This is a genomic window from Amycolatopsis ruanii, assembly GCF_003385175.1.
GTDB classification, from domain to species: domain Bacteria; phylum Actinomycetota; class Actinomycetes; order Mycobacteriales; family Pseudonocardiaceae; genus Amycolatopsis_E; species Amycolatopsis_E thermalba.
Window position 1 is genome coordinate 1 of record NZ_PQHY01000092.1, and the last position, 24,805, is coordinate 24,805.

At 71.3% G+C, this 24,805-nt stretch carries 25 protein-coding genes and 1 pseudogene; 10 read left to right on the forward strand and 16 right to left on the reverse strand.

Annotation, left to right across the window (positions count from 1 at the left end):
• The 3 genes and pseudogenes from D0D28_RS31215 to D0D28_RS31225 form a co-directional block, all read right to left on the reverse strand.
• A pseudogene (locus D0D28_RS31215) lies at window positions 1-125 on the reverse strand (leucine zipper domain-containing protein); the annotation flags it as partial.
• A gap of 104 nt (window positions 126-229) precedes the next feature.
• Window positions 230-478 carry a hypothetical protein gene (locus D0D28_RS31220; protein WP_116114652.1) on the reverse strand — a complete coding sequence of 83 codons (249 nt, stop codon included), beginning with the start codon at window positions 476-478 and terminating at the stop codon, window positions 230-232.
• A 196-nt stretch (window positions 479-674) separates the two neighbouring features.
• A complete protein-coding gene (locus D0D28_RS31225) occupies window positions 675-1,610 on the reverse strand; it encodes a helix-turn-helix transcriptional regulator (protein ID WP_116114654.1) in 936 nt (311 codons plus the stop codon).
• Between the two features lie 79 nt (window positions 1,611-1,689).
• Between D0D28_RS31225 and D0D28_RS31230 the strand changes: the two genes are divergently transcribed.
• Window positions 1,690-2,085: a VOC family protein gene (locus tag D0D28_RS31230; protein WP_094006503.1), complete on the forward strand. Its 396-nt coding sequence runs from the start codon at window positions 1,690-1,692 to the stop codon at window positions 2,083-2,085.
• Window positions 2,082-2,429 carry a YdeI/OmpD-associated family protein gene (locus D0D28_RS31235; protein ID WP_094006504.1) on the forward strand — a complete coding sequence of 116 codons (348 nt, stop codon included), beginning with the start codon at window positions 2,082-2,084 and terminating at the stop codon, window positions 2,427-2,429. The genes D0D28_RS31230 and D0D28_RS31235 overlap by 4 nt, the downstream gene beginning before the upstream one ends.
• Here D0D28_RS31235 and D0D28_RS31240 read toward each other — a convergent pair.
• The 4 genes from D0D28_RS31240 to D0D28_RS31255 all read right to left on the reverse strand — a co-directional run bounded on the left by D0D28_RS31240 (window position 2,426) and on the right by D0D28_RS31255 (window position 7,189).
• Complete coding sequence (locus D0D28_RS31240) at window positions 2,426-3,106, reverse strand: DedA family protein (RefSeq protein ID WP_094006528.1); 681 nt, start codon at window positions 3,104-3,106, stop codon at window positions 2,426-2,428. The genes D0D28_RS31235 and D0D28_RS31240 overlap by 4 nt on opposite strands.
• Before the next feature lie 113 nt (window positions 3,107-3,219).
• Entirely contained in the window at window positions 3,220-4,041 is an 822-nt protein-coding gene (locus tag D0D28_RS31245; RefSeq protein ID WP_116114656.1) for a YceI family protein, read from the reverse strand.
• Window positions 4,038-6,668, reverse strand: a complete 2,631-nt coding sequence (locus tag D0D28_RS31250; RefSeq protein ID WP_116114658.1) for an MFS transporter — start codon at window positions 6,666-6,668, stop codon at window positions 4,038-4,040. The genes D0D28_RS31245 and D0D28_RS31250 overlap by 4 nt, the downstream gene beginning before the upstream one ends.
• Window positions 6,665-7,189, reverse strand: a complete 525-nt coding sequence (locus D0D28_RS31255; RefSeq protein ID WP_094006507.1) for a MarR family winged helix-turn-helix transcriptional regulator — start codon at window positions 7,187-7,189, stop codon at window positions 6,665-6,667. Before D0D28_RS31255 ends, D0D28_RS31250 begins: the two co-directional genes overlap by 4 nt.
• A gap of 214 nt (window positions 7,190-7,403) precedes the next feature.
• Between D0D28_RS31255 and D0D28_RS31260 the strand changes: the two genes are divergently transcribed.
• A complete protein-coding gene (locus D0D28_RS31260; protein ID WP_094006508.1) occupies window positions 7,404-8,795 on the forward strand; it encodes an FAD-binding oxidoreductase in 1,392 nt (463 codons plus the stop codon).
• A 54-nt stretch (window positions 8,796-8,849) separates the two neighbouring features.
• Here the strand turns inward: D0D28_RS31260 and D0D28_RS31265 are convergent, their stop codons facing one another.
• Window positions 8,850-9,560 (reverse strand): DedA family protein, encoded by a 711-nt coding sequence (locus tag D0D28_RS31265; protein WP_116114660.1) that lies wholly within the window; start codon window positions 9,558-9,560, stop codon window positions 8,850-8,852.
• Between the two features lie 43 nt (window positions 9,561-9,603).
• On the reverse strand, window positions 9,604-9,903 hold the full coding sequence (locus tag D0D28_RS31270) for a hypothetical protein (protein WP_094006529.1): 300 nt from the start codon (window positions 9,901-9,903) through the stop codon (window positions 9,604-9,606).
• 324 nt (window positions 9,904-10,227) lie between these two features.
• Here D0D28_RS31270 and D0D28_RS31275 point away from each other — a divergent pair, with 324 nt between their 5' ends.
• Window positions 10,228-10,932, forward strand: a complete 705-nt coding sequence (locus D0D28_RS31275) for an SAVMC3_10250 family protein (protein ID WP_116114661.1) — start codon at window positions 10,228-10,230, stop codon at window positions 10,930-10,932.
• On the opposite strand, the gene nagA is transcribed toward D0D28_RS31275, so the two are convergent.
• Entirely contained in the window at window positions 10,933-12,057 is a 1,125-nt protein-coding gene (gene nagA / locus D0D28_RS31280) for an N-acetylglucosamine-6-phosphate deacetylase (protein WP_116114673.1), read from the reverse strand.
• Between the two features lie 40 nt (window positions 12,058-12,097).
• On the reverse strand, window positions 12,098-12,670 hold the full coding sequence (locus D0D28_RS31285) for a SigE family RNA polymerase sigma factor (RefSeq protein WP_116114675.1): 573 nt from the start codon (window positions 12,668-12,670) through the stop codon (window positions 12,098-12,100).
• 119 nt (window positions 12,671-12,789) lie between these two features.
• Here D0D28_RS31285 and D0D28_RS31290 point away from each other — a divergent pair, with 119 nt between their 5' ends.
• Window positions 12,790-13,065 (forward strand): YciI family protein, encoded by a 276-nt coding sequence (locus D0D28_RS31290; protein ID WP_094006511.1) that lies wholly within the window; start codon window positions 12,790-12,792, stop codon window positions 13,063-13,065.
• Here D0D28_RS31290 and D0D28_RS31295 read toward each other — a convergent pair.
• The 3 genes from D0D28_RS31295 to D0D28_RS31305 form a co-directional block, all read right to left on the reverse strand.
• Window positions 13,059-13,511: a pyridoxamine 5'-phosphate oxidase family protein gene (locus D0D28_RS31295; protein WP_094006512.1), complete on the reverse strand. Its 453-nt coding sequence runs from the start codon at window positions 13,509-13,511 to the stop codon at window positions 13,059-13,061. The two genes, D0D28_RS31290 and D0D28_RS31295, sit on opposite strands and share 7 nt — an antisense overlap.
• Window positions 13,512-13,521: 10 nt before the next feature.
• Complete coding sequence (locus tag D0D28_RS31300; RefSeq protein WP_116114663.1) at window positions 13,522-14,400, reverse strand: SDR family oxidoreductase; 879 nt, start codon at window positions 14,398-14,400, stop codon at window positions 13,522-13,524.
• Between the two features lie 1,276 nt (window positions 14,401-15,676).
• On the reverse strand, window positions 15,677-16,600 hold the full coding sequence (locus tag D0D28_RS31305; RefSeq protein ID WP_116114665.1) for an aldo/keto reductase: 924 nt from the start codon (window positions 16,598-16,600) through the stop codon (window positions 15,677-15,679).
• A gap of 50 nt (window positions 16,601-16,650) precedes the next feature.
• Between D0D28_RS31305 and D0D28_RS31310 the strand changes: the two genes are divergently transcribed.
• Together D0D28_RS31310 and fbaA are read left to right on the forward strand one after the other, a co-directional pair.
• On the forward strand, window positions 16,651-17,478 hold the full coding sequence (locus D0D28_RS31310; RefSeq protein WP_094006515.1) for an LLM class F420-dependent oxidoreductase: 828 nt from the start codon (window positions 16,651-16,653) through the stop codon (window positions 17,476-17,478).
• 157 nt (window positions 17,479-17,635) lie between these two features.
• On the forward strand, window positions 17,636-18,667 hold the full coding sequence (gene fbaA / locus D0D28_RS31315; RefSeq protein WP_094006516.1) for a class II fructose-bisphosphate aldolase: 1,032 nt from the start codon (window positions 17,636-17,638) through the stop codon (window positions 18,665-18,667).
• Here fbaA and D0D28_RS31320 read toward each other — a convergent pair.
• On the reverse strand, window positions 18,660-19,832 hold the full coding sequence (locus D0D28_RS31320) for a hypothetical protein (RefSeq protein WP_094006517.1): 1,173 nt from the start codon (window positions 19,830-19,832) through the stop codon (window positions 18,660-18,662). The genes fbaA and D0D28_RS31320 overlap by 8 nt on opposite strands.
• A 222-nt stretch (window positions 19,833-20,054) precedes the next feature.
• Here D0D28_RS31320 and D0D28_RS31325 point away from each other — a divergent pair, with 222 nt between their 5' ends.
• Window positions 20,055-20,462 carry a DUF3151 domain-containing protein gene (locus D0D28_RS31325; RefSeq protein WP_094006518.1) on the forward strand — a complete coding sequence of 136 codons (408 nt, stop codon included), beginning with the start codon at window positions 20,055-20,057 and terminating at the stop codon, window positions 20,460-20,462.
• A gap of 11 nt (window positions 20,463-20,473) precedes the next feature.
• On the opposite strand, the gene D0D28_RS31330 is transcribed toward D0D28_RS31325, so the two are convergent.
• Complete coding sequence (locus tag D0D28_RS31330) at window positions 20,474-21,691, reverse strand: lipase family protein (protein ID WP_116114667.1); 1,218 nt, start codon at window positions 21,689-21,691, stop codon at window positions 20,474-20,476.
• Between the two features lie 72 nt (window positions 21,692-21,763).
• Between D0D28_RS31330 and D0D28_RS31335 the strand changes: the two genes are divergently transcribed.
• Both D0D28_RS31335 and D0D28_RS31340 read left to right on the forward strand, forming a co-directional pair.
• On the forward strand, window positions 21,764-22,408 hold the full coding sequence (locus D0D28_RS31335; RefSeq protein ID WP_162831247.1) for a TetR/AcrR family transcriptional regulator: 645 nt from the start codon (window positions 21,764-21,766) through the stop codon (window positions 22,406-22,408).
• 57 nt (window positions 22,409-22,465) lie between these two features.
• On the forward strand, window positions 22,466-24,319 hold the full coding sequence (locus tag D0D28_RS31340; RefSeq protein WP_116114671.1) for an FAD/NAD(P)-binding protein: 1,854 nt from the start codon (window positions 22,466-22,468) through the stop codon (window positions 24,317-24,319).
• The last annotated feature ends 486 nt before the right edge of the window (window positions 24,320-24,805 follow it).

The following is a 24,805-nucleotide window of genomic DNA, read 5'->3' on the forward strand; positions in this document are numbered from 1 at the left end:
GTCTTCACACACTTGCGGGACACGCCCATCGCTTCGGCGATGTGGGCCTGTTTCCAGCCGGCCTGGTGGCGTTGAACGATCAGTCGCCGACCGTGAACCGTCAGCCGGGCACTACCGTGGAACACGAAAACCTCCGGATCGGAGTGGGCCTTAGACAAGCCACATCCCAACCGGAGGTTCTCCTTTACTCAGCCAGACACGCCGCTACCAACGTCCTGACCGGATACACCTAGGCCGCCAGCCCCGCGCCGCGCACCGCGGACAGCGGGCCCGCCAGTTCCGCCTGGGCGAACCTGGACACGACGCGGAAGGCGACCAGCAGGTCCCGCCCGGACCGGCCGCCGCGGGCGAGCGCCCGCAGCGGCGCTACGGCCGGCGCGAGCGTGGGCAGGCCGACGCCGCGCCGCGTGAGCACCAGCGGGATGGCGTTCGGGCAGGCGCGCACCGCCCGCCAGAGCCCCTCCGCGATCGCCGCCACCTCATCGGCCCAGTCCGCGCCGTCCCCGGCCGGTCACGACACCCCGGCCATCACGGCCTCGCACGACGATCTCCTTCGGCACCGGGTAGCCGGCGATCTTGCCGGCGCAGGTCCGCGGGGGTGACGCCTGCCCCGGACCGATTTCGCCCGCGCGGCGACTTGCCGCTCACTCCGGCGGGCAGGATCCAGCACGCGACTACCCGTAGCGAGCGGCCAGCTCTGCGCCGATCCGGGCCAGTTCCGCGGTGACCGGCTCGGGCTCCAGCGCCTCGATCAGCGCGCCCCAGCCCGCCAGGTGACGGGCCACGTCGAGCGGGGTCGGCGCGGCCAGGCGGACCCGGCTCCGGCCCGCCTCCTCGGCGACCACCTCGCAGTGCCGCCCGAACTGGTCCCGCAACACCGGCACGAACCGCGATTCCACGAGCACCGTCGCCCAGGTGCGCGATCGCCGCCGCTCCACCTCGCCGACCACCTCGTCCCACGCGGCGGCCAGCGTGAAGTCGTCCGGGCGGGCGGCCGGCTCGTCCGTCGGCTCGGCGCGCACGATCCGGTCGACCCGGAACGTCCGCCTGCCCCGCTCGGTGCCGGCCACCAGGTACCAGACCTCGTCCTTGTCGACCAGGCCCCACGGGTCGACCAGCCGCTCCGACCGCTCCCGCTTCGCGTTCGAGTACGTCAGCCGCACCTTCCGCCGCGCGATCACGGCGGCCTGCAGGCGGTCCACCAGTTCCGGCCGGACCTTGTCGCGCTCGCCCCAGCGCGGCGGGTCGATCATCGTCGCGCCGGCGGCGGCTTCCGCCTCGGCCCGGAACGGTCCCGGGAGGGCGCGCACCAGCTTGCGCAGCGCCGCCTTCGCCGCCTCCGACTCCGCGACCGGCCCGGCGAGCAGGAACAACGCGCGCGCCTCGGCCGCCGACAGCCCGCTCAGGTCGGTCCGCGCTCCCCCGACGAGCGACCATCCACCGCCGCGGCCGGGTTGTGGATAAACCGGGATCCCGGCTGTGGACAACGCCTCCAGATCCCGCCGCGCCGTCGCGACCGACACCTCCAGCTCGGCCGCCAGCTCCGCGGCCGTCACCCGGCCACGGGACTGCATCAGCAGCACGGCGGAGATCAACCGGTCGGCTCGCACGAATCCTCCCCGGAAAGTGCTCAGTTGGTGAGCACTTTAGGCGCGAGCATGGGTCCTGTCACCGGAGAAAGGACCCGAGATGTTGCGAGGACTCACCACCGTCACCTACTTCGCCGACGACGTCGAAGCCGCCGCGCGCTGGTACACCGAGCTGCTCGGCGTCGCGCCCTACTTCCGCCGCCCGGTCGACGGCCCGCCCGCCTACCTCGAGTTCCGGATCGGCGACTACCAGCACGAACTCGGCCTGCTGGACAGCCGGTTCGCGCCGCAGCGGCCGGCCGCGAACGGCGCGATCGCCTACTGGGCCGTCGACGACGTCGAAGCCGTCTTCCAGCGGCTCCTCGACCTCGGCGCGACCGAACACGACAAGCCCACCGAGCGCGGTCCCGGGTTCGTCACCGCGTCCGTGGTCGACCCGTTCGGCAACGTGCTCGGCGTGATGTTCAACCAGCACTACCTGGACGTGCTGCGATGAACACGGTCAGCGCGCGCACCGCGGCGGACTGGCGGGAGTGGCTGGCCGCGCACAGCGGCACCGAGCAGGAGATCTGGCTGGTCATCCAGCACAAGGACAGCCCGGTGCGCAGCGTCGGCTACGGCGAGGCGATCGAGCAGGCGCTGTGCTTCGGCTGGATCGACAGCCACGCCCGCAAACACGACGCGACGAGCTTCCGGCTGCGGTTCACCCCGCGGCGGCCGCGCAGCAACTGGAGCCGGGTGAACCGGGAACGCGCGACGCGGATGATCGAACAGGGCCGGATGACCGAGCGCGGCCAGGAGCAGATCGACCTGGCCAGGGCCTGCGGCGCCTGGGACTAGGCCGCCGCCGGGTACTCGTTGTCCGGCTCCTCGTCGACCGGGCGGCGCATCTCCTGCCGGTACCGGTAGAAGCCGTACCCGGTGCCGACGACGAAGAACGCGATCGACAGCCAGACCAGCACGGTCTTGACCCACGGGATCGCGTCCAGCAGGCCGGCTCCGTAGTAGCCGATCAGCACCAGCGTCGGCACCCAGAACACGCCGCCGATGGCCGTGGCGAACATGAACCGCCGCGGGTCCATCCGCGCGGCACCCGCGATCAGCGGCGCCAGCGTGCGCACCCACGGGATCCACCGGGCGGCGACGATCGCGAAGAAGCCCTTGCGGTCGAGGAACTCGCGCGCCCGTTCCAGGTTCGCCCGGTTCAGGACCTTGCCCCCGCGCCGGGCGATGAACCTGACCCCGGTCTGCTGGCCGATGTAGTAGCCGACCTGGTTGCCGACCACCGCGACGACCAGCGCGGCCGCCGACAACAGCCAGGCGCTCGCGTGCGCCCCGTGCGAGGCGAGCACGACCCCGGCCGCGAACAGCAGCGAGTCACCGGGCAGGAACAACCCGACGATGAGGGCGCACTCGATGAACACGAAGCTGAGCACGATGACCCAGACCAGCAGCGGGCCGGCTGTGTTCAACCAGCCGACGCCGACGGCTTCGGACGCGGCGAAGTCGAAAGTCACCCGGAAAGCGTACGTGCCGTACGCAACCACCAGTCATCCGATCGGCGGAAAATAGGTGATCGTTACGGAACGCGGTCGCACATCGACTCCGAATGCGCGACCGCGTTTCCCCCTCACATCGGCGGCAGCGACTCGCCCTGAACAGCCTCGATGTCGAGTTCGATCTTGATGTTCGACCCGATCGCGGCGACCCCGGCGCGCACCATCGCGTTGTAATTGATCGCGAAATCGTTGCGGTGCAGCTGGGTTTCGGCGTGGAACGCGACCCGCACGCCGCCCCACGGGTCGGGCCCGTAGCCGCCGTAGGTCAGGTCCAGCTCGACCGCCTTGCGCTCGCCGTGCAACGTCAGCTCCCCGGCCAGCGTCCAGGTGTCCGCGCCGCGCTGCCGCAACCCGGTGCTGACGAACCCGATCACCGGGTAGGACTCGACGTCCAGGAACTCCGGCGACCGCAGGTGGTCGTCGCGCATCTTGATGCCGGTGTCGATGCTCGCGGCCTTGATCTCGGCCTCGACCCGCGACCGCTCGACCGGGCGGCCGACGTCGATGCGGCCGCTGATTTCGGAGAACCGCGCCTTGATGCTGGCGATGCCCAGGTGCCGCGCCGTCGCCACGGCGCTGGAGTGCACCGGGTCGATCGTCCACGGCCCGGCCGGCGGCAGCTCGACGGCACCGGCCATCGGGGTCACCACGAGGTCGCCGAGCGAGCCCGACCCGTCCGAGCCGATCTGCGCGGTCCGCGCCAGCGGGGCGTACCCGGCGGCGGTGAGGACCGCCGTGTAGATGCCCGCGGGCAGCGGTGGGGTGACCACCGCTCCCGTGGCGTCGGCGACCGCGCGGGCGACCTGCTGGCCGCTCATGTCCGTCACGGTCAGCACCGCGTTCTCCACCGCCCAGCCCTCGGCCGTGCGGATCTGTGCGCGCAACCCGCTCATGACTGCTCCACCCCGTTGCTCGCCGGGTCGCCGAGCTGGTCGAGCACCTGCTCGTAGCCCAGGCGGACGTCGTGCTGCACGTCGCCGCCACCCGGCAGGTTCACCTGGCTCGTCGCCGGCGGGTACCCGCTGGCGACCACGGTGTAGTCGCCGTCGGGCAGGTCGCTGACGACGTACTCGCCGTTCTCGTCGGTCCGCGCGACCGCGGCGACGTTGCCCTCGGCGTCGAGGACGGTGATCCGCGCGTCCGGCACCGGGCGGCCGCCGTCGGTGCGGGCGGTGCCTGCCAGCAGCACGGCCGGCGCGACCTCGATGTCCTGCCGCAGCACACCGCTGTCCGGCACGGTGATCAGCGACGCGACCGGGCGCATCTTCTCGGCGCTCGCGACCAGCGTGTAGGTGCCGGAGCTGACGCCGTGGAACACGTAGCCGCCCTCGGCGTCGCTGATCGCGGCCCCGGTGACCTCGCCCCGCGAGTCGGTCAGCGTCACGGTGGCGCCGGCCAGCGGGGACCCGTTGCCCGCCACCCGGACCACACCGCTCAGCTCACCCGATCCGACGAGCGTGAGGTCCAGCCGCGCGGGACCGTCCGTGACGACCACGCTGGCCGCCTGCGGCTGGTGCCCGGCCGCCGACACGATCAGCACGTACGTGCCGTTGCCCGGCGCGCCGATGCGGTAGCCGCCGTCGCCGCCGCCGGTCGCCCGCGCGACCTGACGGCCCCGCTGGTCGATCAGGGTCAGCGCGGCGCCGCCGACCGACGTGCCGTCCTGGCGCCGGACGGTGCCGGTGATCGGCTGCCCGCCGGTGCCCAGCGCGTGGTCCGTCCCGGCGCTGGCGACCGCGTTCGTGATCGGGGCGGTCTGGGCGGCGAGCTGGTACTCGCCGTGTCCGTTGTCGCTCAACGCATGCCTCCCACCAACCAGTACGGGTTCGCGGTCCTGCTCGAACGCGGCGTCCGCGTCCGCCCAGGTGTCCGTCTCCGCTTCCGCCTTCGCCGTCTCGTCCGGCAGCAGCGCCTCGCCGCCCTCGACCGGCGGCGCGGGCACCGCCGGGCCACCGGCCAGCGGGATCTCCCGCATGAACGCCAGCACGATCGCGGCGAGCAGGGCGACCCCGGCGGCGACGTAGAAGACGCCGTGCATCGAGTTGGTGAACCCGGTCAGGATCGGGACCTTCACCGCGTCCGGCAGGTTGTGCAGGCCGCTGGTGTCCGCCTGCAGCGCGCTCAGCTGGTTCTGGTCGAAGCCCGCGGGCAGGTTGCCGCCGAAGGCGTCGGCGATCTTGCCCGGCAGCAGGTTGAACAGGATGGTCAGGAAGACCGCGACCCCCAGGGTGCCGCCCATCTGCCGGAAGAACGTCGCCGAGGCGGTCGACACGCCCATGTCGCGGCGCGGGCCGGCGTTCTGCGCGGCGATGATCAGCGTCTGCATGCAGCCGCCCAGGCCGAGGCCGATGAGCAGGGCGACGACCAGCGGCTGCCACAGCGGGCTGTCGTAGTGCACCTGCGCGTACAGCACCGCACCGGCGGCGATCAGCACCGTGCCGACCACCGGCAGGATCTTGTAGCGCCCGGTCTTGGCGGTGATCCGGCCGGAGATCTGCGAGCCGGTCATGATGCCCAGCACCAGCGGCAGCATCAGCAGACCCGCCTCGGTCGGCGTGTAGCCCCGCACGACCTGGAAGTACAGCGGGATCATGCTCAGCGCGCCGAACATGCCGAGACCGACGAGCGTGCCGCCGCCGATCGCGACGCTGAACGTCGAGTTGCGGAACAGCCGCAGCGGGATCAGCGCCTCGTCCTTCATCACGTACTCGACGAAGAGGAACAGCACGATGCCGAACGCCGCGACGGCGTAGCAGATCACCGACGTGGTCGAGCCCCAGCCCCAGGTGCGGCCCTGCTCGGCGACCAGCAGCAGCGGCACCACGGCGATGGCCAGCGAGATCGCGCCGAACCAGTCGATGCGGTGGTCCTGCCGCTGGTGCGGCACGTTCAGCACCTTGGCGACGACCACCAGCGCGACGACACCGATCGGGACGTTGATCAGGAAGATCCAGCGCCACCCCTCGATCGTGGCCAGGCTCTCGAAACCGGAGAACAGGCCGCCCAGCACCGGGCCGAGCACGGTCGCGCTGCCGAAGACCATCATGAAGTAGCCCTGGTACTTGACCCGTTCCCGGGCGGGCACCACGTCCCCGATGATCGTCATGGCCAGCGACATCAGGCCACCGGCGCCCAGGCCCTGGAACGCGCGGAACGCGGCCAGCTCGTACATCGAGGTGGCGAACGTGCAGGCGGCCGAGCCGATCACGAACAACGCGATCGCGGTCAGGTAGAACGGCTTGCGCCCGTAGATGTCGGACAGCTTGCCGTACAGCGGTGTCGCGATGGTCGCGGTGATCAGGTACGCCGTGGTCGCCCACGCCTGCTCGTCGAAGCCGTGCAGGTCGTTGGCGATCTTGACGATCGCGACGCTGACGATGTTCTGGTCCAGCGCCGCCAGGAACATCCCCAGCAGGAGTCCACTGAGGATGGTCAGGATCTGTTTGTGCGTCAGGCGCGGACCCTCGTCCGCGACGGCGCCCGCGGCGGGCACCGGTTGTTCTCGTGTGGAGCGTGTCATGCGCTTTCCCCCTTGCTGCGCGCCGAGATCTGGTCGGCGAGTTGTGGAGCGTGAGCTTCGATCCCCGTGTTGAGCCGGTCGAGGAGCCGGTTCAGGAGGCGGCGCTCCTCCTCCGGCCACTCGGCGAGCACCTCGGCCAGCCACCGGTTGCGTTGCCTGCGGTTCTCCTCGAACACGCGCAGCCCCTCGCTGGTCGGCGCGAGCAGGCAGGCCCGTCCGTCCTCGGGGTCGGCGAGGCGTTCGACCAGGCCGTGCTGCACCAGTGAGCTGCTCTGCCTGCTGATCGTGGAGATCTCGGCGTGCAGCGCCTCGGCGAGCTTGCTGGTGCGCTGCGGCCCGTCGTGGACGAGCTGGAACAGGATCGCGTAGGCGGCGCGTTCGATCCCGTCCGGTCCGAGCTTCGCGACCTGCGACTTGGCCTTGGTGAGCAGCCGCATGAACCGGACGAGCTGCACGCCGAGCTCGTCGGCGATGTCGAGCTCGGTGTCCGTGAAGGCCGCTTCCTCGACGGGAGATGGCATGGCCGGATCACTCTCTTCGTACGGGATGTCTTATTTGACCGAAGCAACTAGTTGCTCGTGTCAAGGATGCACCCGGGATAGTTGGTTGCGCCACTCAAATAACCCGTCTGTGGTCGACAACACTTTAGTTGCCACAGACAACTGGTTTGCCCGGGGTGATCGTTGCGGAAAATTTTTTCCGCAGAGCGGACGTGATCGGCACTACCATAGATGCATGAGCACCGACGCTTTGCTGACGAAACTGCGCGCCGAGCTGGGCAAGGACGCTGTTCTGACCGACGCGGACGTCACCGGGAGCTACTCCCGCGACATGATGCCGCTGGCCCCCTCCGGCCGGCCGTTGGCGGTGGTGCTGCCCTCGGACGTCGAAGGGGTGCAGGCGGTGGTCCGCGCGTGCGCCGAGGCGAAGGTGCCGATCGTGCCGCGCGGTGCGGGCAGCGGGCTGTCCGGCGCCGCGAACGCCATCGACGGCTGTGTCGTGCTCGTGATGACCAAGCTGGACCAGATCGTCGAGATCGACGCGGGCAACCGGCTCGCCGTCGTGCAGCCCGGCGTGGTCAACCTGGACTTCCGCAACGCGGTCGAGAAGCACGGGCTGTTCTACCCGCCGGACCCGTCCAGCTACGACTGGTGCACGATCGGCGGCAACCTGTCCACCAACGCGGGCGGGCTGTGCTGCGTGAAGTACGGCGTGACCACCGACTCGGTGCTCGGCCTGGAGGTCGTGCTGGCCGACGGGTCGCTGCTGAAGACCGGACGCCGGACCGTGAAGGGCGTGGCCGGTTACGACCTGGCGCGGCTGTTCGTCGGGAGCGAGGGCACGCTCGGGGTGATCACGCAGGCCACCGTGGCGCTGAAGCCGCTGCCGCAGGCGCCGGGCACGCTGGTCGCCGGGTTCGACAGCACCGAGGCCGCCGGGACCGCGGTGGCGCGGACCGTGCGCGAGGGCCTGGTGCCGTCGCTGATGGAGATCATGGACGCCAGCTCGATCAAGGCGGCCGAGACGTACCTGAAGACCGACCTCGGCGCCGGTTCCGACTGCCAGGCGCTGCTGCTGTGCCAGTCCGACTCCGGCGGCGAGGTGGCGCGGCGCGAGCTCGCCGCGCTGGAGCAGATCTGCAACGACTGCGGCGCGACGATGACCTACGCGACGGACGACCTCGAAGAGGGCCGGATGCTGATGCAGGCGCGCCGGGTCGTGCTGACCGCGCTGGAGCAGTACGGCGTGTGGCTGACCGACGACGTGTCCGTGCCGCGGACGCGGATCGCCGAGCTGATCGCCGGGTGCCAGCGGATCAGCGAGGAGGTCGGGCTCCGCATCGCGGTGGTCGGGCACGCCGGCGACGGCAACATGCACCCGACGATCGTCTACCAGCCGGACAGCGCGGACGAGTTCGCCCGGGCGCGGCGCGCGTTCGACGAGATCCTCGACGTGGGGTTGACGCTGGGCGGCACGGTGACCGGCGAGCACGGCGTCGGGAAGATCAAGAAGGAGTGGCTGGAGCGCGAGATCGGGCCGGTGGGCATGCGCGTGCACCGGCAGATCAAGCAGGCGCTGGACCCGGAGAACCTGTTCAACCCGGGTTCGATGTTCTCGATGGCCTGAGACGCACGAAGGCCGCCGCACCCGGGCAGGTGCGGCGGCCTTCTTGTGTCTGCGTCAGCGCTCGATGCGCGGGATCCGCTGCGTGACCTCGGCGTCGGACTCGGCGCCCGCGGCGGCCGCCAGCTTCTTCTCGCGGCGGCCCTTCGCCCACTCGATGACGATCGGCACCACCGAGACCAGCACGATCAGGATGAAGATGGCCTCGATGTTGTTCTTGATGAACGAGATGTTGCCGAGCAGGTGCCCCAGCGCGGTGATGCCGGCGGCCCACAGGATGCCGCCGATCACCGTGTAGGTGAAGTACTTCTTGGGGTCCATGCGGCCGATGCCGGCGATCCAGGTGATGAACGTCCGGACGAACGGCACGAACCGCGCCAGCACGACCGCCTTCGGGCCGTGCTTCTCCAGGAAGGCGTGCGTCTTGTCGACGTACTCCTGCTTGAAGAAGCGCGAGTCCGGGCGCTTGAACAGCGCCGGCCCCGCCTTCCAGCCGATGGCGTAGCCGACCACGTTGCCCACCAGCGCCGCGACGGTCACCAGGGTGCACACCAGCCACAGCGGCGCCTGGATCGAGCCCTGCGCGACGAACAGGCCGGCGGTGAACAGCAGCGAGTCACCGGGGAGCACCGGGAAGATGCTGCTCTCGGCGAAGATGATCAGGCACAGCCCGAGGATCACGTATGCGCCGAACTCGGTCAGCAGGTACTCCGGGTTGAACCACTTCGGCATGAGAGCGAGCGTGGTCGCGGTCTCGGCGAGAATCACAGCACAAAACGGTACAGGGTGACCCTGTGTGCAGTATGTGGGCTCACAGGAGAGTGATGAGACCGATGACCGCGCCGGTCGCGAGACCGAGGAGAGCGGCCAGGCCGAGGACCCAGTAGGCGGGCAGGTCGCGCACGGCGTGCCGGCGGGGCGGCTGCGGTCGCGACGGCTTCGCCGGCTGCTCCAGGGCGGCGCGCTCGCGTTCCAGCGAGCTGGCGTCCGCGCCGGACAGCAGGCCGAACCGCGGCCACCCACCGGAGGGCGGGCCGGGGTGCGGCGCGCTGCGGGCCTGCGCCTGCAGCGCCTCGGCCAACAGCCGTTCCGGATCCTTCGGCTCGCTCACCCTGCACAGCGTAATCAACCGCGGATGACCGCTGAAGCCGGAACACAAGGCCGTCCCGGCCGGCAGGCTCGCCGCGCCTGCCGGCGCGCCGAACCACACCGCCCGCGAGTCCCACCTTCCCGCCCGCGAGTCCCACGCTCCCGCCCGCGAGTTCCGCGTTCGAGCGGGCAGCCCGCGTCGGAGCGGGCAAGTTCCGCCTCGGAGCGGGCGAGTCCCCCGCTCCCGCCCCTGAGTCCCACCTTCCCGCCCGCGAGTCCCGCGTTCGAGCGGGCAGCCCGCGTCGGAGCGGGCGACTTCATGCGTCCAGTCGGGCAGGATGGCCGGGTGCGTGAGCTGATCTACGTTTCCCAGGCGAAGCTCCAGCAGCTCGCCCCCGGCCTGCCGAAGCGCGCCGGCGGCCTGCGGGACGTGGAGGCCGAGGTGAACACGCCGGTCGGCGGCTTCAAGGTCGGCAAGGCGGCGCGCGAAGCCGAGCCGGGGCTGGCGGCGGCGGTCGCCGCGCTGGAGGCGTCGTCCCGGGCGCCCAGGTGGCTCGCCGAGCCCGACGTGCGGCCCGGGCAGTGGGTGCACTTCGAGGCGCCGATGAGCTACGGGCAGGTGGAGGACGCGGTGCTGTTCATCGACACCGACCGCGCGGACGACGACTACCCCACCGGCGGCCGCCTGCGCCTGCTCCTGCACGGTTCGGTCGGCCACCTGGTCGGCGCGCCCCCGCCCGGCCCGGATGCGCGGTCGCTGCGCCAAGCCCTCGGCCCGTCGCGGTCGTGGTTCCACGTCTGCCAGGCTCTGCGCGCCCTCAACCGGGAGGATCCGCAGCCCACCGGGAACGACGACCACGGCCACCCGGCGGATCAGGTGGCCGGCATCGTCCGAGGCATGGATCGGCTGACGAACCGGCTCCAGCCGGAGCACACCGCGGCCTGGGTGGCCGGCTACGCGCGCGTCACCGCGGTGATTCCCGCGTTCCGGCAGACCATCCTGGCCGCCACGCCGCTCTACGTGGAGCACGTCGCGCCGCCCGGCGGCTGATCACCCGATCCAGGTGCCCTGCCGCAGCACGCGCTGGGGCCGGAGGTCGGCGTCCAGCACCACCAGGTCGGCGGCCAGCCCGGTGCGCAGCGATCCGAGCCGGTCGGCCAGGCCCAGGAGCTCGGCCGGGCGTCCCGAGGTCGCGCGCACCGCGTCGGGGATGGACAGGCCGGCGCCCTTGACCAGGTTGCGGAACGCCACGTCCATGGTCAGCGTGCTGCCGGCGAGCGAGCCGGTGTCGGCCAGCGTCGCCACCCCGTCCCGGACGTCGACCTCCAGCCGGCCCAGGTGGTAGCGGCCGTCGGCGGCGTCGGTGGCCGACATGGCGTCCGTGATGAGCGTGGTGCGGCCGCGGCCGGCGTACCGGGCCGCCATCCGCAGCACCGTGGGGTGGACGTGGACCAGGTCGCAGATCAGCTCGATCGTGACGCGCTCGTCGTCGAGCAGGACGCCGATCGGGCCGGGTTCGCGGTGGTGCAGCGGGCGCATGCCGTTGAACAGGTGCGTCGCGACGGTGGCGCCGGCGTCGATGGCCGGGCGGATCTGCTCCTCGGTGCCGTCGGTGTGCCCGATCGCGGCGATCACCCCGGACTCGGCCAGCTGCCGCACCGCCCGGACGCCGCCGTTCAGTTCCGGCGCCAGCGTCACCATGCGGACGGCGCCGCGCCCGGCCCGCAGCAGGGCGTCGACGGTCGCCGCGTCGGGCTCGCGCAGCACCGCGGGGTCGTGGGCGCCGCAGCGGGCGGAGGCGATGAACGGGCCCTCCAGGTGGATGCCGGCCAGCTCGCCGTCGTCGACGAGCTCGCGCAGCACGGCCATCTGGTCCACCAGCGTGCGCACCGGGTCCGACACCAGGCTGGCCAGCATGGTCGTCGTGCCGTGCCTGCGGTGGGCCTTGATCGCGGTGACGATCTCCTTCGCGTCGCCGCTGGAGAACGACCCGCCCCCGCCGCCGTGGCAGTGCGCGTCGACGAACCCGGGCACCACGTAGCAACCGGCGACGTCCACCCGGTCACCCGGTGGCGGCGTCCCCGTTCCGATGCCCGCGATCGCCCCGCCGGACACCGCGAGCCACCCGTCGTCCACGACACCCTCGGGGAGGGCGAGCCTGCCACCCGTCAGCACGAAACCCGTCACAGGCTCCAGCATATTGGTCTAAACCAACTTAAGCACTCATGGCCTTCTGGAGAGCCTCCAGAGCCCGGCTCGCCGTGGACTTCACGGTGCCCTTCGAGATGCCCGCGACCTCGGAGATCTCCGCTTCGGAGAGGCCGCCGTAGTAGCGCAGGACGAGCACCTCGCGTTGCCGCGGCGGCAGCTTCGACAGCGCGTTGACCACCGACTGGTGCTCGCTGGAGAGCATCGCCAGGCTCTCCGCGGAGCGGGCGTTCACCGCGTGCGGCGGGACGTACTCGCGCGCGGTCTTGCGCCGGCGCAGCACGCTGCGCGAGCCGTTGACCACCGCGGTGCGCAGGTAGGCGACCGCGGCCGTGGCGTCCCGCAGCTTGCCCCAGTTCCGGTAGAGCCCGGTGAACGCCTCCTGCACGACGTCCTCGGCCGTCGCCGGTTCGTCGACCAGCAGGATCGCGAGCCGGACCAGGCGCATCCGGTGGATCTTGTACAGATCCTCCAGGGTCAGCGGGCCGGCCGGCTGGGCCGACACGGGAGCGACCCCGTCCATGGTGCGCAAATGCCCGAGCGTGCGTTCGACGCTGCGCTCCGCGCTGCCGTCCGGCATGTACTCCCGCCTGTCCTCGGCCTGACCGTTGTCCACGTGCTGTACACGCGCGGACCAGCGTATCGGTTGATTCACTTCACCCGGTAGCGTGCGGAGCAGGTACGCAAACGGAGGTGCGCATGGCCTGGTTCCTGGTGCAGACGGTCTACGACCAGGGGAAGTACGGGGAGGTCCGGCCCCGTCACCGGGAGTACCTCGCCAAGCTCGCCGCCGAGGGCACGGTCGCGGTGGCCGGGCCGTTCGCCGACGACTCGGGCGGGGCGTTCCTGATCCAGGCCGCGGACGCCGACGCCCTCCAGGCGATCCTCGACGCCGATCCGTACGTCGTCGAGGGCGCACTGGAGAGCTTCACGGTGCGGGAGTTCAAGCCGACGCTGGGCGCCTGGGTTCAGTAGACGCCGCCGAGCTTGGTGTGGTCCCAGCTGACGACCTTCGTCGGCGTGAACACCAGCCCGACGCGCTTGGCGGCCTGCGCGGCGACCACGTCGGCGGCCAGTGAGCCGCCGCCGTAGCGCTCCGCCATGGCCGCGCCGATCTCCGCGACGGCGGGGGTGTCCTCGACGATCTCCACGTCGGCCTCGAACTGGACGCCACGCAGCTTGTCGTAGGTGTCGCCGGTCTCGACGAGCACGGTCGCCTGCGGCAGGCGCCGCAGGTTGGCGACCTTCTGCGACTTGCGGTAGGTCCAGGTCGCGACGCCGTCGTTCCGGGGCACGTACCAGAGCGGGGCGAGGTGCGGGCGGCCGTTGGGGTTGATGGTGGCCACGTTGATGACCTTCTGTTCGGCGAGGAACGCGAGGACCTCGTCGGGGGTCATCCGGATCAGGTCGCGGCGGGACATGCGGGCCTCCTCAGCGGGTTGCGGCCCGTCCACCATGCCCGGTGATGGCGGCCTCGCGCGCGCCGCGTGCCTTGATGTCCTCGAGCGCGGCGTTGTCGGCGGCGGGCACCCGGGTCCGCGCCCCGAGTTCGACGATCGGCGGCAGGAACGCGCGGATGGCCTTGAGCACGCCGACCCACTTCGGCACGTGGATGACGCGGGCGCGCTTGAGGATGCCGGCCTCGAGCAGGTCGAGGGCCACGTTGAGCGGGTAGGTCTTGCCGATCAGGCCGGGCATGCCGGCGCGGAGCTTGCCGAAGACCGGGTGCGCGTCGGCGCTCTCGACGAGGTCCGTGCGGATCCAGGTCGGGTGGGCGACGCCGACCTTGACGCCCAGGTGGGCGACCTCGGCGCGGAGGCTGTTGGAGAAGGCTTCGACGCCGGCCTTCGCGGCGGCGTAGTTGGCCATGCCGGGGGCGTGGGTGATCGCGGCGAGGGAGGAGATCGCCAGCAGGTAGCCGCGCCGTTCGATGACGTGCGGCAGGGTGACGCGGAAGGTGCGCCACACGCCGAGCAGGTCGACCTCGATGACCTTTTCGAACGCGGCGGGGTCGACGGAGCGGACGAAGCCGGTGGTGGCGATCCCCGCGTTGGCGATGACGATGTCGATACCGCCGAAGTGCTCGACGACGCCCGCGGTGGCTTTTTCGAGGGCGTCCCAGTCGGTCACGTCGGCTTCCCAGGCCTTCGCGGAGGCCCCGATGCGTTCGGCGACCTTGCGCTGCTCGTCGGCCTCGAGCCCGACGAGGGCAACCTTGGCACCACGAGCCGCGAGCCGCTCGGCGAGCCCGGCGCCAATGCCGCGCGCAGCTCCGGTGATGAGCACGACCTTGCCTTTTACGTTGGCCATGGTCGGACCATATACCAACCTACCGGGAGTAAGCTACTACGCAGTAGGTGGAATTTTCGGGGTTGTGGTGGGTGGCTGGGCCTGTCGCCAGTGGGTGAGGGGGCTGGTCGCCGACGGGCGAGGGGACTTGTCGTCGGCCGCGCGAGTGGGTGTGTCATCGGCGGGCGTGTCATCGGCGGGCGAGTGGGCATCTCGGTGGCGCGCGAGGGGCCCTCTCGTTGGCGCACGAGAGGGCCGTTCGTCGGCGCACGAGTGGGCATCTCATCGGTGCGCGAGCGGCCCGTTCGTCGGCGCACGAGAGGGCCGTTCGTCGGGGCGCGAGGGGACCTCTCGTTGGCGCACGAGAGGGCCGCTCGTCGGCGCACGAGTGGGCATCTCATCGGTGCGCGAGCGGCCCGTTCGTCGGCGCACGAGAGGGCCGTTCGTCGGCGCGCGAGGGGACCTCTCGTTGGCGCACGAGAGGGCCGCTCGTTAGCGCGCGAGAGGGCATCTCATCGGTGCGCGAGCGGCCCGTTCGTCGGCGCACGAGAGGGCCAATCGCCCGCCGCGCGAAGGACCCCTGCGGCTGGCGCGCGAGTGGGCCACTCATCGGTGCACGAGAGGACAGCTCGCTGGCGCGCGAAAGGGCCAATCGCCGCCACGCGGAGGACCCTGCGGCCGGCACACCCGTGGGCCACTCACCGGCACACGAGCGGACCTCTCGCCGACGCATGAAAGGGCACCTCGCTGGCGCGCGAAAGGGCCAATCACCCGCCACCGCGCGAAAGGCCCCGCGGCCGGCACACGAGCGGACCTCTCGTCGGTGCGCGAGCGGACCTCTCGCCGGCACACGAGAGGGCACCTCGCTGGCGCGCGAAAGGGCCAATCACCAACACCCGAGAGAACCCTCTCGCCGACACGCGAGTGGGCCTCTCGTGAGCACACGGGAGACCGCTTCGCGGCACGTGAGCGGGCCTTTCGTGCGCGCACCGGCTCGGCGCGCGAGTGGACACTCGTCAAGACGGCGCGCGAGAGGACCTTTCGTGGCAACGCGAGAGGAACGGCCACGCCCCAGCGAAGAGACCGCTCGCGTCACAGCGAGAGGGCCAGCCACCGCATGCCGTAGCCAGCCACGACACTGCGAGAAGGCCATCCGTAACTAGGCGAGAGAGCCACCCGCGCCACTGTCAGTAGGGCCATCACCACGGCGAGAAGACCAGCCATCACCACGGCGAGAGGGCCACTCACAGAACAGCGAGAAAGCCGGCCCAGGCCCCGCCCCCGTCCAACCACCGGGCTACTGCGAAGCGTCATCCAAGGCAGCCAGCTCCGCCTCGCTCAAGCGGAGCTCCACCGAAGCCAGCAGGTCCGCCAACTGCTCCACGTTCCGGGCGCTCGCGATGGGCGCCACAACAGTCGGCTGCGCGGCCAGCCACGCCAGCGCCACCGCGGCCTGCGAAGTCCCGCGCGCGGCCGAGATCTCGTCCAGCGCCTCCAGCACCCGCTCGCCCCGGTGGTCCAGGTACGCCACCGCCCCCTCGGCCCGCGGGCTGCCGCCGGCCTCGCGCGAGCGGTACTTGCCCGTCAGGAAACCCCTGGCCAGCCCGAAGTAGGGCAGCGACGCCAACCCCTCCTTCGCCACCAGCGGGGCCAGCTCCTGCTCGTACCCGCGCTCGACCAGGTTGTAGTGCGGCTGCACCGCCACGTACCGGGCGAACCCCTCGCGGTCCGAAATGGACAGCGCCTCCGCCAACCGGTCCGCGCTGTAGTTCGACGCGCCCAGGTACCGCACCTTCCCGGCCCGCACCAGCGCGTCGAACGCACCGAGCGTCTCCTCCAGCGGCACATCCGCCACATCCCGGTGGGCGTAGTACAGGTCCAGATAATCAGTCTGCAACCGGCGCAGCGAGTCCTCCGCCGCCTCGCGGATGTTCTTCGCGCTCACCCCCGGCCGCGCCGCCCAGCTGCCCACCTTCGTCGCGATGACGACATCATCGCGACGGCCGCGGCGCTTCAGCCACTTGCCGATGATCGTCTCCGACTCGCCGCCCGAATTGCCCGGAACGCGAGCCATGTAGGCGTCCGCGGTGTCGATGAAGTTGCCGCCGGCGGCCGCGTACGCGTCCAGCACGGCGAAGGACTGCTCCTCGTCGGCGGTCCAGCCGAACACGTTGCCCCCGAGGTTGAGCGGGAACACCTCGAGATCACCGATTTTCGCCATGATCCCAACATAGAGGAATGCACCGGCCGCCCACCGGAGTTGGGACAGGCATGGCTATCGAACTCGGCAAGATCGGTATCTGGCGGGGCTGGCACCAGCTGAACGCGGACCTGGCACGCGAAGCCGAACGCCTCGGCTTCGGCGCGATCTGGATCGGCGGCTCCCCCGACGGGCAGCTGACCATCGTCGACGAGCTGCTGGACGCGACGGAGAACATCAAGGTCGCCACCGGCATCGTCAACATGTGGAAGGACGACGCGGCCACCGTCGGCGCGTCCTGGCAGCGCATCGAGGCCAAGCACCCCGGCCGCTTCCTGCTCGGCGTCGGCATCGGCCACCCGGAGGCCCACCAGGAATACCAGAAGCCCTACGACAAGATCGTCGACTACCTCGACGGCCTGGACGAAGCCGGTGTGCCGGTCGCCGCCCGCGCGCTGGCCGCGCTCGGCCCGAAGGTGCTCCAGCTCTCCGCCGAGCGCACCGCGGGCGCGCACCCGTACCTGACCACGCCGGAGCACACCAAGGAGGCCCGCCGCGTCCTCGGCGACGGCGTGCTGCTCGCCCCGGAGCAGAAGATCGTGTTGGAGACCGACCCGGAGAAGGCTCGCGCCATCGCCCGCCCGACGATCGAGCACCCGTACCTCAACCTCGTCAACTACCGGAGCAACCTGCTCCGGCACGGCTGGACCGAAGCCGATCTGGACAACGGCGGCAGCGACGCGCTGATCGACGCCCTCGCCCTGCACGGCGACATCGACTCGATCGCCGCGGGCATCACCGCCCACCTCGACGCCGGCGCGGACCACGTCTGCGTCCAGGTCCTCGGCGACGACCCGCTGCCCGGCTACCGCGCCATCAGCGAGGCCCTGCTGTCCTGACCGGCCGAAGCCGCTCCGCCCCCGCACCAGGGCGGAGCGGCTTTTGTCACTTGATCGTTCCCGACCTGCGCCGCAGAGAGCCAGCACACTGTCCTCCCACCGCCGACCTCGTACGATTCCGGGCAACGAAGGCGAACCACAGCTAGGAGGACCAACGATGCCCATCGCCACCCCCGAGGTCTACGCGGAGATGCTGGACCGGGCCAAGGCGGGCGAGTTCGCGTACCCGGCGATCAACGTGACCTCGTCGGAGACCCTCAACGCCGCCCTGCGCGGGTTCGCCGACGCGGAGAGCGACGGAATCATCCAGATCTCGACCGGTGGCGCCGAGTTCGCGTCCGGCACCCGGGTCAAGGACATGGTGACCGGTGCGACCGCGCTCGCCGAGTTCGCGCACGTCGTCGCCGAGAAGTACCCGGTCAACATCGCCCTGCACACCGACCACTGCCCCAAGGACAAGCTGGACGGCTTCGTCCGCCCGCTGATCGCCCTGTCCCAGGAGCGCGTCAACAAGGGCCAGAACCCGCTGTTCCAGTCGCACATGTGGGACGGCTCGGCGATCGACCTGGACGAGAACCTGGAGATCGCCACCGAGCTGCTCGCGAAGGCGGCCGCCGCGAAGATCATCCTCGAGGTGGAGATCGGCGTCGTCGGCGGTGAGGAGGACGGCGTCTCGAACGACATCAACGAGAAGCTGTACACCGCCGAGGGCGACTTCGTGAAGACCGTCGACGCGCTGGGCACCGGCGAGAAGGGCCGCTACCTGCTCGCCGCGACCTTCGGCAACGTGCACGGCGCCTACAAGCCGGGCGCGGTCAAGCTGCGCCCGGAGGTGCTCAAGCGCGGCCAGCAGGTCGCCGCCGAGAAGCTGGGCCTCGCCGAGGGCAGCAAGCCGTTCGAGCTGGTCTTCCACGGCGGCTCCGGCTCGCTGCTGGAGGAGATCCACGAGGCGGTGTCCTACGGCGTGGTGAAGATGAACATCGACACCGACACCCAGTACGCCTTCTCCCGCCCGATCGCCGACCACTTCTTCAAGAACTACGACGGCGTCCTGAAGATCGACGGCGAGGTCGGCAACAAGAAGACCTACGACCCGCGCAGCTACCTCAAGCAGGCCGAGCAGTCGATGGCCAAGCGCATCGTCGAGGCCGCCGAGCACCTCAAGTCGGCGGGCACGAAGATCAGCTGACCGTCTGGTGGGCCCTCATCCGCGTGAGGGCCCACCACAGCACGGGCAGCCCCACGAGCACCACCAGCGCGGGCCAGTAGGCGAACGGCGGCGCGGATTCGGTGTGCGCGCTGCCGAGCAGCCACGGCCGCAGCTGCGACTGCAGCCACAGCGCGCCGTACCCGAACGCGGTCACCAGCAGACCGCCGGCCAGCGGCGTGAGCACCCGGTGCGCCCGCCCCACGCGGAACGCCACGTCCACCGCGAGCCCGACCGCGAGCAGGTAGAACGGGATCGCCGAGGCCGGGAACGTGCCGACGACCAGCAGCGGCCAGATGATCGCGCGGTAGGCCACGTACGCGCCGGCCACCGCCGTCGCCGCCCAGGTGCGGCCGATCGTGTGCCGCGCCAGCGCCAGGACCAGCGCCGACACCCCCACCCCCCACAGCGGGTACACCCAGTCCGCGATCGGCATCGCGAAGTGCAGCACCGCGACCCGGTCGACCGGGTGCCCGATCTGCTCGGCGGCGAAGCTCAGCAGCGACGGCTCGGCCTCCGGCGCGCCGCGCTCCCACGCCCGCAGGCTGAGGATCCCGTACTCCTGCTGGCCGTTCGGGAAGAACGTGTTCTCCAGGAAGAACACCCACAGCCCGGTCAGCACCAGCGTGCGGAACCGGCCCGGCGGCGCGGTCTTCATCCAGCCGTCGATGACCCCGGCCAGCATCACGCCGGTGCCGACGTAGAGCAGCATGTGCGTGGGGCTCCACGCGGTCAGGTCGAGACCGCTGACCCGGTGGTTGATGACGTCCAGCGGCGCGGCGATCAGGAACATCACCAGCCCGGCCTGCATCAGCCGCAGCGAGCGGCGGTCGCAGCCGAGCCCGGTGTAGCTGTGGATCGCGACCAGCACGATGACGATCCCGGTGCCGACCGTGTTGATCAGGTGCGGCGGGGCGAAGTCGTCGCGGATGAACTTGAAGTGCCACGACATGTCCCACGACGAGCCGATCACCTTGAAGGTGAACGCGACCAGCCACATGCCGTAGGCGAACCGCAGCACCCAGGCGGGCGCCGGCTGCCCCGGTACCCCGCGCACCCAGTGGGTGGCGAAGAAAAGCTTGGTCTTGCCGATGGGGCCGCGCGGCACGGCGACACCCTCGGCGGCCCCCTCGAGCGCCTTCGTCATGCGGACATCATCCATGGTCGGCGCCGCCGGGCGGAGCGAGATGCCCGAATATCCGGGTTCACCCTGAGGCGTGACTCGCTTGCATCAGGGGCGGACGACGGGCATCGTGTCCGCCCGTGATGCCGAAACGTCTCGTCGCCGCGGTCCTGATCGCCGCTCTCGTCCTGCTCGGCAGCGGGGTCCTCGCGAGCCTGTTCGTGTAGGCCGCCGATACTGGGCACCATGACGAACCTGCTGGAACCCGACCCCACCCGCCTGCCCGAGCGCGTGGACGCGCAGGCCGCGATGGACGCCGGCACCGACCCGTCCGACGTGGCCGCCGAGCACCCCGACTTCAGCGAGGCGTGGGCGGCGCTGGCGGAGCGGGCGCTGGAGGCGAACGAGTTCGTCCCGGCCTACGCCTTCGCCCGCACCGGCTACCACCGCGGGCTGGATCAGCTGCGCCGCGCCGGCTGGAAGGGCTTCGGCCCGATCCCCTGGGACCACCGCCCGAACCAGGGCTTCCTGCGGGCGCTGGCGGCCCTGGCGAAGGCCGCCCAGCGCCTCGGGGAGACCGAGGAGTACGAGCGGTGCCGGAAGTTCATCGCCGACTCCGACCCGGCGGCCGCCGCGGCGACCGGGCTCCAGTAGATCCTGACCATTTAGAACTCTCCGCAGTTGTCGGGTGCTGCCTCGCCCGCGAACCGGCCTTCCAGCCACGCGAAGGCAGCCGGGTAGCCGGCGACGGCGCCACCGACGTGGGTCGGCACCGCGAGGGTGTCGAACCGCACGGTGGCGCCCTCGTCGCACCAGGTCCGGGCCATCGTCCGGCCCTGCTGGTAGGGGACGATGTCGTCCAGCGCGCTGTGCACGACGTACATCGGGACCGCCGGTGCGAGCCGGCCGATCCGCTGCTCCTCGACCACCGACGCGTAGGGCTCCTCGGCCAGGTATTCGCTGATCGAGCGGCCGTCGACGGTCAGGTCCGCGGTGCGGGTGAACGCGTGGTCCACGATCGATTCGACCGTGCACTCGCGCTCGACCCGGGCCACGAGCGCCTTGCCCCGGTCGTTGAGGACGTCGGTGATGCGCAGCTCGGGGTAGGCGTAGTTGACGCTCGCGACGGCGAACATCAGGAAACCGACGGCGTAGGCGCCGTCCAGGCTGCGGCCGACCGCGGCCAGGTCGGCCGGGACCGCGCCCGCGTAGGCGCCCTCGAGGTCCAGCTCCGGGGCGTAGGACGGCTGCAGCTCGGCGGCCGCGGCGGAGGCGCCACCGCCCTGGGAGTAGCCCGCGATCGCGACCGGCCCGTCGGCGGGCAGGCCCGGGAGCCGCTGCGCGGCGCGGATCGAGTCGAGGACCGCGTGGGCCTCGGCCTTCCGGTTGACGTAGGTGTGCACGCCGGGCGTGCCCAGGCCCTGGTAGTCGGTGACGACCACCGCGTAGCCGCGGGCCAGCAGGCCGGCGATGAACGGGCCCTCGTACTCCCCGCCCGCGGCCAGCGCCTTGGACGGCGCGCACTGGTCGCCCAGGCCCTGCGTGCCGGGGGCGTAGGCGATGAGCGGCCGCTCGCCCGCGCCGCGCCACGGCGTCTTGGGCGTGAGCACGGTTCCGGTGACCGCGACGGCGTCACCGTGCGTGTCCGTGCTGCGGTACATGATCCGCTGGACGTCGGCGGGAGCGCGGAGCAGCTTCACCGGGTCGAGGAAGAACTGGCTCGGCTCGTGACGGATGATGGCGCCGTTGTCACTCGGCAGCGTGGCCGGCGGATCGTAGAAGTCGCCGGAGGAGGTTGCGGCGCCGGCCGGCGCGGGCGGCTCCGGCAGCGCGGCGACCGCCGCGGTCACGATCGCCGCGAGCCGGCGAGTCGAAAGGCGCATGAACGCTCCCCGGTGAGCTATTTTCCGACAGTTATGTCGGAAAAGGATTGTGGTGAGGTGGCAGGCGTGTCAATGCCCCGAAAGCGTGGCCCCGGCAGGCCCCGGAAGCTGCCGGTCGCCGATCAACGCGCCCTCGTGCTCGCCGCGGCCGGGCACGTCTTCGCCACGAGCGGCCTGCAGGGGTCCACCATCGAACACATCGCGCGGGAGGCCGGCCTGACCCGGCAGGCGGTGTACGAGCTGTACGGCGACAAGAACGCGTTGTTCGCGGCCGTGGTCGAGCAGGCGGAGGAGCAGGCCTACGCGGCGATCGCGGCGGCCGGCGCGAGCGACGCCGATCTGGACCTGAAGAGCTGGGCGCGCAAGAACTACGCGAACCTGTTCGACTTCGCCGCCGCGCATCCGGACGCGCTGCCGCTGTTCCAGGAGGCTGAGCGCACCGGCAATCCGGCGCTGTCCCGACTGCGGAAGCGGCTGGCCCGCGTCTACACCGAGGCGAGCGGCCAGCGGTGGGCGGAGTTCGGCGTCGAACCGGGCCGCGCGGACACCGCACTGGTCACGATGTACTTCGCGATGGTCGAATCGCTGGTCGGGCTCAACTGGAACGGGGACGCGCCGGACCGCGACGCGCTGATCGACCTGCTGACCGAGTTCACGATCGGCGGCGTGCTGCGGCTGTACAACCAGACGCCCGAGGTCATCGCGCGCGTGCGGTAGGGGTCCAGGATGCGGGAACCGGGTCGGGGGCCGGGATCCTTCCGTAGCGTCGAAGGCATGGCGCCGTCTCAGCTCGCGATCGTGGGGGCGGGTCCGCGTGGGGTCGGCGTGCTGGAGCGGTTGTCGGCGAACGCGGCCGCGTTGCTGGGGCCGGCGGGGCTGGTGGTGCACCTGATCGACCCGTTCCCGCCGGGCGCCGGCCGGATCTGGCGGTACGAGCAGTCGCCGTTGCTGCGGATGAACTCGATGGCCGAGGACGTCACGATGTTCACCGACGACACGGTGACGATGGACGGCCCGGTGCGGACGGGGCCGTCGCTGTGGCAGTGGGCGCGGGAGGTGCGCGCGGGGCGGATCCGGTACGACGTGCCGGAGGATCTGCGGGACGAGCTCTTCGCGTTGCGCGGGACGTCCTTTCCGACGCGACGGCTGGCGAGCGCGTACCTGGACTGGGTGTACCGGCACGTGCTGGCCGGGCTGGCGCCGGGCATCGAGGTGGTCGAGCACCGCACGCGGGCGACGCGGATCGACGAGACGCGGGTGTGGCTGGCGGGGGTGGACGAGCCGCTCGACGTGGACGTGATCGTGCTGGCGGTGGGACACCTGGACGCCGAACCGGGTTCGGGTGAGCGGGAACTGGCGGAGTTCGCGGCCGCGCACGGGCTGGCGTACTACCCGGCGGGGTACCCGGCGGACGTCGACTACCAGCACGTCGCGCCGGGTGAGCCGGTGCTGGTGCGCGGGTTCGGGCTGGCGTTCGTGGACCTGATGCTGTTGCTGACCGAGGGGCGCGGCGGGCGGTTCACCGAGCACGTGGGCGGGCTGGTGTACCACCCGAGCGGCGCGGAACCGGTGCTGCACATCGGTTCCCGGCGCGGAGTGCCCTACCACGCGAAGCCCGGTTACCGGTTGCAGGGCGCGCCGCTGGGGTTGCCGCGGTTCTTCGGTCCCGAACGGGTTTCGGAGCTTCTGGAGCGGGGCCGGCAGCTCGATTTCCGCGCCGACGTGTGGCCGCACGTGGCGAAGGAGCTGGCGTGGGGGTACTACAGCGAGCTGTTCACCGCGCATCCGTCGCGGGTGCGGATGTCGTTCGCGGATTTTTCCCGCTGTTTCGCGGAGTTCTCGTGGGACAGCGCGGAGATGCGCGCGCTGGTGCGCCGGGCGGTGCCGGCCGAGGAGGACCGGCTCGACCTGGAGCGGCTGGACCGGCCGCTGGCGGGGCTGCGGTTCGGGACGGCGGAGGAGTTCGGGAAGTACCTGCGGTCGTACGTGGAGGCGGACCTGGCGCGGCGGGCGGATCCGGCGTATTCGGCGGATCTGGGCGCGTTCATGGCGTTGTTGTCGGCGTACCAGCAGATGCCCCCGCTGATGGCGTCCGGTTCGCTGGACGTGTCCGATGTGGATGGTTGGTGGCACGGGTTCTTCTCGTACTACGCGAGCGGTCCCCCGCCGCGGCGGTTGCAGGAGCTGCTGGCGCTGCACGAGGCCGGGGTGGTGTCGTTCCTCGGGGCGGACGTGCGGATTTCCGTTGGTTCGTCGGGTTTCGTCGCTTCTTCGGGGAGTTTCCCGGGTTCGGTGACGGCCCGGACGCTGATCGAGGCGCGCCTGCCGGAGCCGAGCGTGCGGCGGGCTTCGGACGGGTTGCTGGCGCAGTTGCGGGGTGCGGGCGAGCTGGCGGAGGAGCACGTGCGGGACCTGCCGTCGGGCCGGATCGCGACGCGGGTGTCGGACGGGCGGCTGCTGGACGCCACGGGCCGCCCCCACTCCCGGCGGTTCGCCCTGGGCCCGCACACGAGCGCCCGCTCAGCGGCGGCGTTCACCCGCCCGAGAACGAACGGCCTGTCCTTCCGCCAGAACGACGCCACGGCGCGGGAGATACTGCGCTTGCTGCGCGACGAGCGGCCGGGGTAGAGGACGCCGATCCTGGCGGCGGGCTCAGGCCGGGGGCAGGTGCTGCCGACCGGAACAGGGCGAAGGCGTGCGGCGGGCCGCCGACCGGGTACCTCTGCGGTCGACGGCCCACCTACCGGCCCCGGGTGTGAACGTCCCGGTTGCAGTCCGGGGGCCGGTGCGTCCAGCATCCACCCGCGCGAAAACCGTGGGAATGTGGGACGCTGCCCACCGCGGCACGACCCACCCCCACGGCAAGGCCGCGGCGGGCCGCCAACCGGGTACCTGCGGTCGACGGCCCACCTACCGGCCCCGGGTGTGAACGTCCCGGTTGCAGTCCGGGGGCCGGTGCGTCCAGCATCCACCCGCGCGAAAACCGCGGGAATGTGGGACGCTGCCCACCGCGGCACGACCCACCCCCACGGCAAGGCCGCGGCGGGCCGCCAACCGGGTACCTGCGGTCGACGGCCCACCTACCGGCCCCGGGTGTGAACGTCCCGGTTGCAG

Bases quoted from the DNA above. Each gene is read 5' to 3' on its own strand.
- D0D28_RS31325 (WP_094006518.1), top strand. From the start codon at position 20,055: ATGACGAACCTGCTGGAACCCGACCCCACCCGCCTGCCCGAGCGCGTG.
- D0D28_RS31330 (WP_116114667.1), bottom strand. From the start codon at position 21,691: ATGCGCCTTTCGACTCGCCGGCTCGCGGCGATCGTGACCGCGGCGGTC.
- D0D28_RS31260 (WP_094006508.1), top strand. From the start codon at position 7,404: ATGAGCACCGACGCTTTGCTGACGAAACTGCGCGCCGAGCTGGGCAAG.
- D0D28_RS31235 (WP_094006504.1), top strand. From the start codon at position 2,082: ATGAACACGGTCAGCGCGCGCACCGCGGCGGACTGGCGGGAGTGGCTG.
- D0D28_RS31305 (WP_116114665.1), bottom strand. From the start codon at position 16,600: ATGGCGAAAATCGGTGATCTCGAGGTGTTCCCGCTCAACCTCGGGGGC.
- D0D28_RS31285 (WP_116114675.1), bottom strand. From the start codon at position 12,670: ATGCCGGACGGCAGCGCGGAGCGCAGCGTCGAACGCACGCTCGGGCAT.
- D0D28_RS31295 (WP_094006512.1), bottom strand. From the start codon at position 13,511: ATGTCCCGCCGCGACCTGATCCGGATGACCCCCGACGAGGTCCTCGCG.
- fbaA (WP_094006516.1), top strand. From the start codon at position 17,636: ATGCCCATCGCCACCCCCGAGGTCTACGCGGAGATGCTGGACCGGGCC.
- D0D28_RS31250 (WP_116114658.1), bottom strand. From the start codon at position 6,668: ATGACACGCTCCACACGAGAACAACCGGTGCCCGCCGCGGGCGCCGTC.
- D0D28_RS31340 (WP_116114671.1), top strand. From the start codon at position 22,466: ATGGCGCCGTCTCAGCTCGCGATCGTGGGGGCGGGTCCGCGTGGGGTC.
- D0D28_RS31245 (WP_116114656.1), bottom strand. From the start codon at position 4,041: ATGAGCGGGTTGCGCGCACAGATCCGCACGGCCGAGGGCTGGGCGGTG.
- D0D28_RS31320 (WP_094006517.1), bottom strand. From the start codon at position 19,832: ATGACGAAGGCGCTCGAGGGGGCCGCCGAGGGTGTCGCCGTGCCGCGC.
- D0D28_RS31230 (WP_094006503.1), top strand. From the start codon at position 1,690: ATGTTGCGAGGACTCACCACCGTCACCTACTTCGCCGACGACGTCGAA.
- D0D28_RS31300 (WP_116114663.1), bottom strand. From the start codon at position 14,400: ATGGCCAACGTAAAAGGCAAGGTCGTGCTCATCACCGGAGCTGCGCGC.
- D0D28_RS31335 (WP_162831247.1), top strand. From the start codon at position 21,764: ATGCCCCGAAAGCGTGGCCCCGGCAGGCCCCGGAAGCTGCCGGTCGCC.
- D0D28_RS31255 (WP_094006507.1), bottom strand. From the start codon at position 7,189: ATGCCATCTCCCGTCGAGGAAGCGGCCTTCACGGACACCGAGCTCGAC.
- D0D28_RS31290 (WP_094006511.1), top strand. From the start codon at position 12,790: ATGGCCTGGTTCCTGGTGCAGACGGTCTACGACCAGGGGAAGTACGGG.
- D0D28_RS31310 (WP_094006515.1), top strand. From the start codon at position 16,651: ATGGCTATCGAACTCGGCAAGATCGGTATCTGGCGGGGCTGGCACCAG.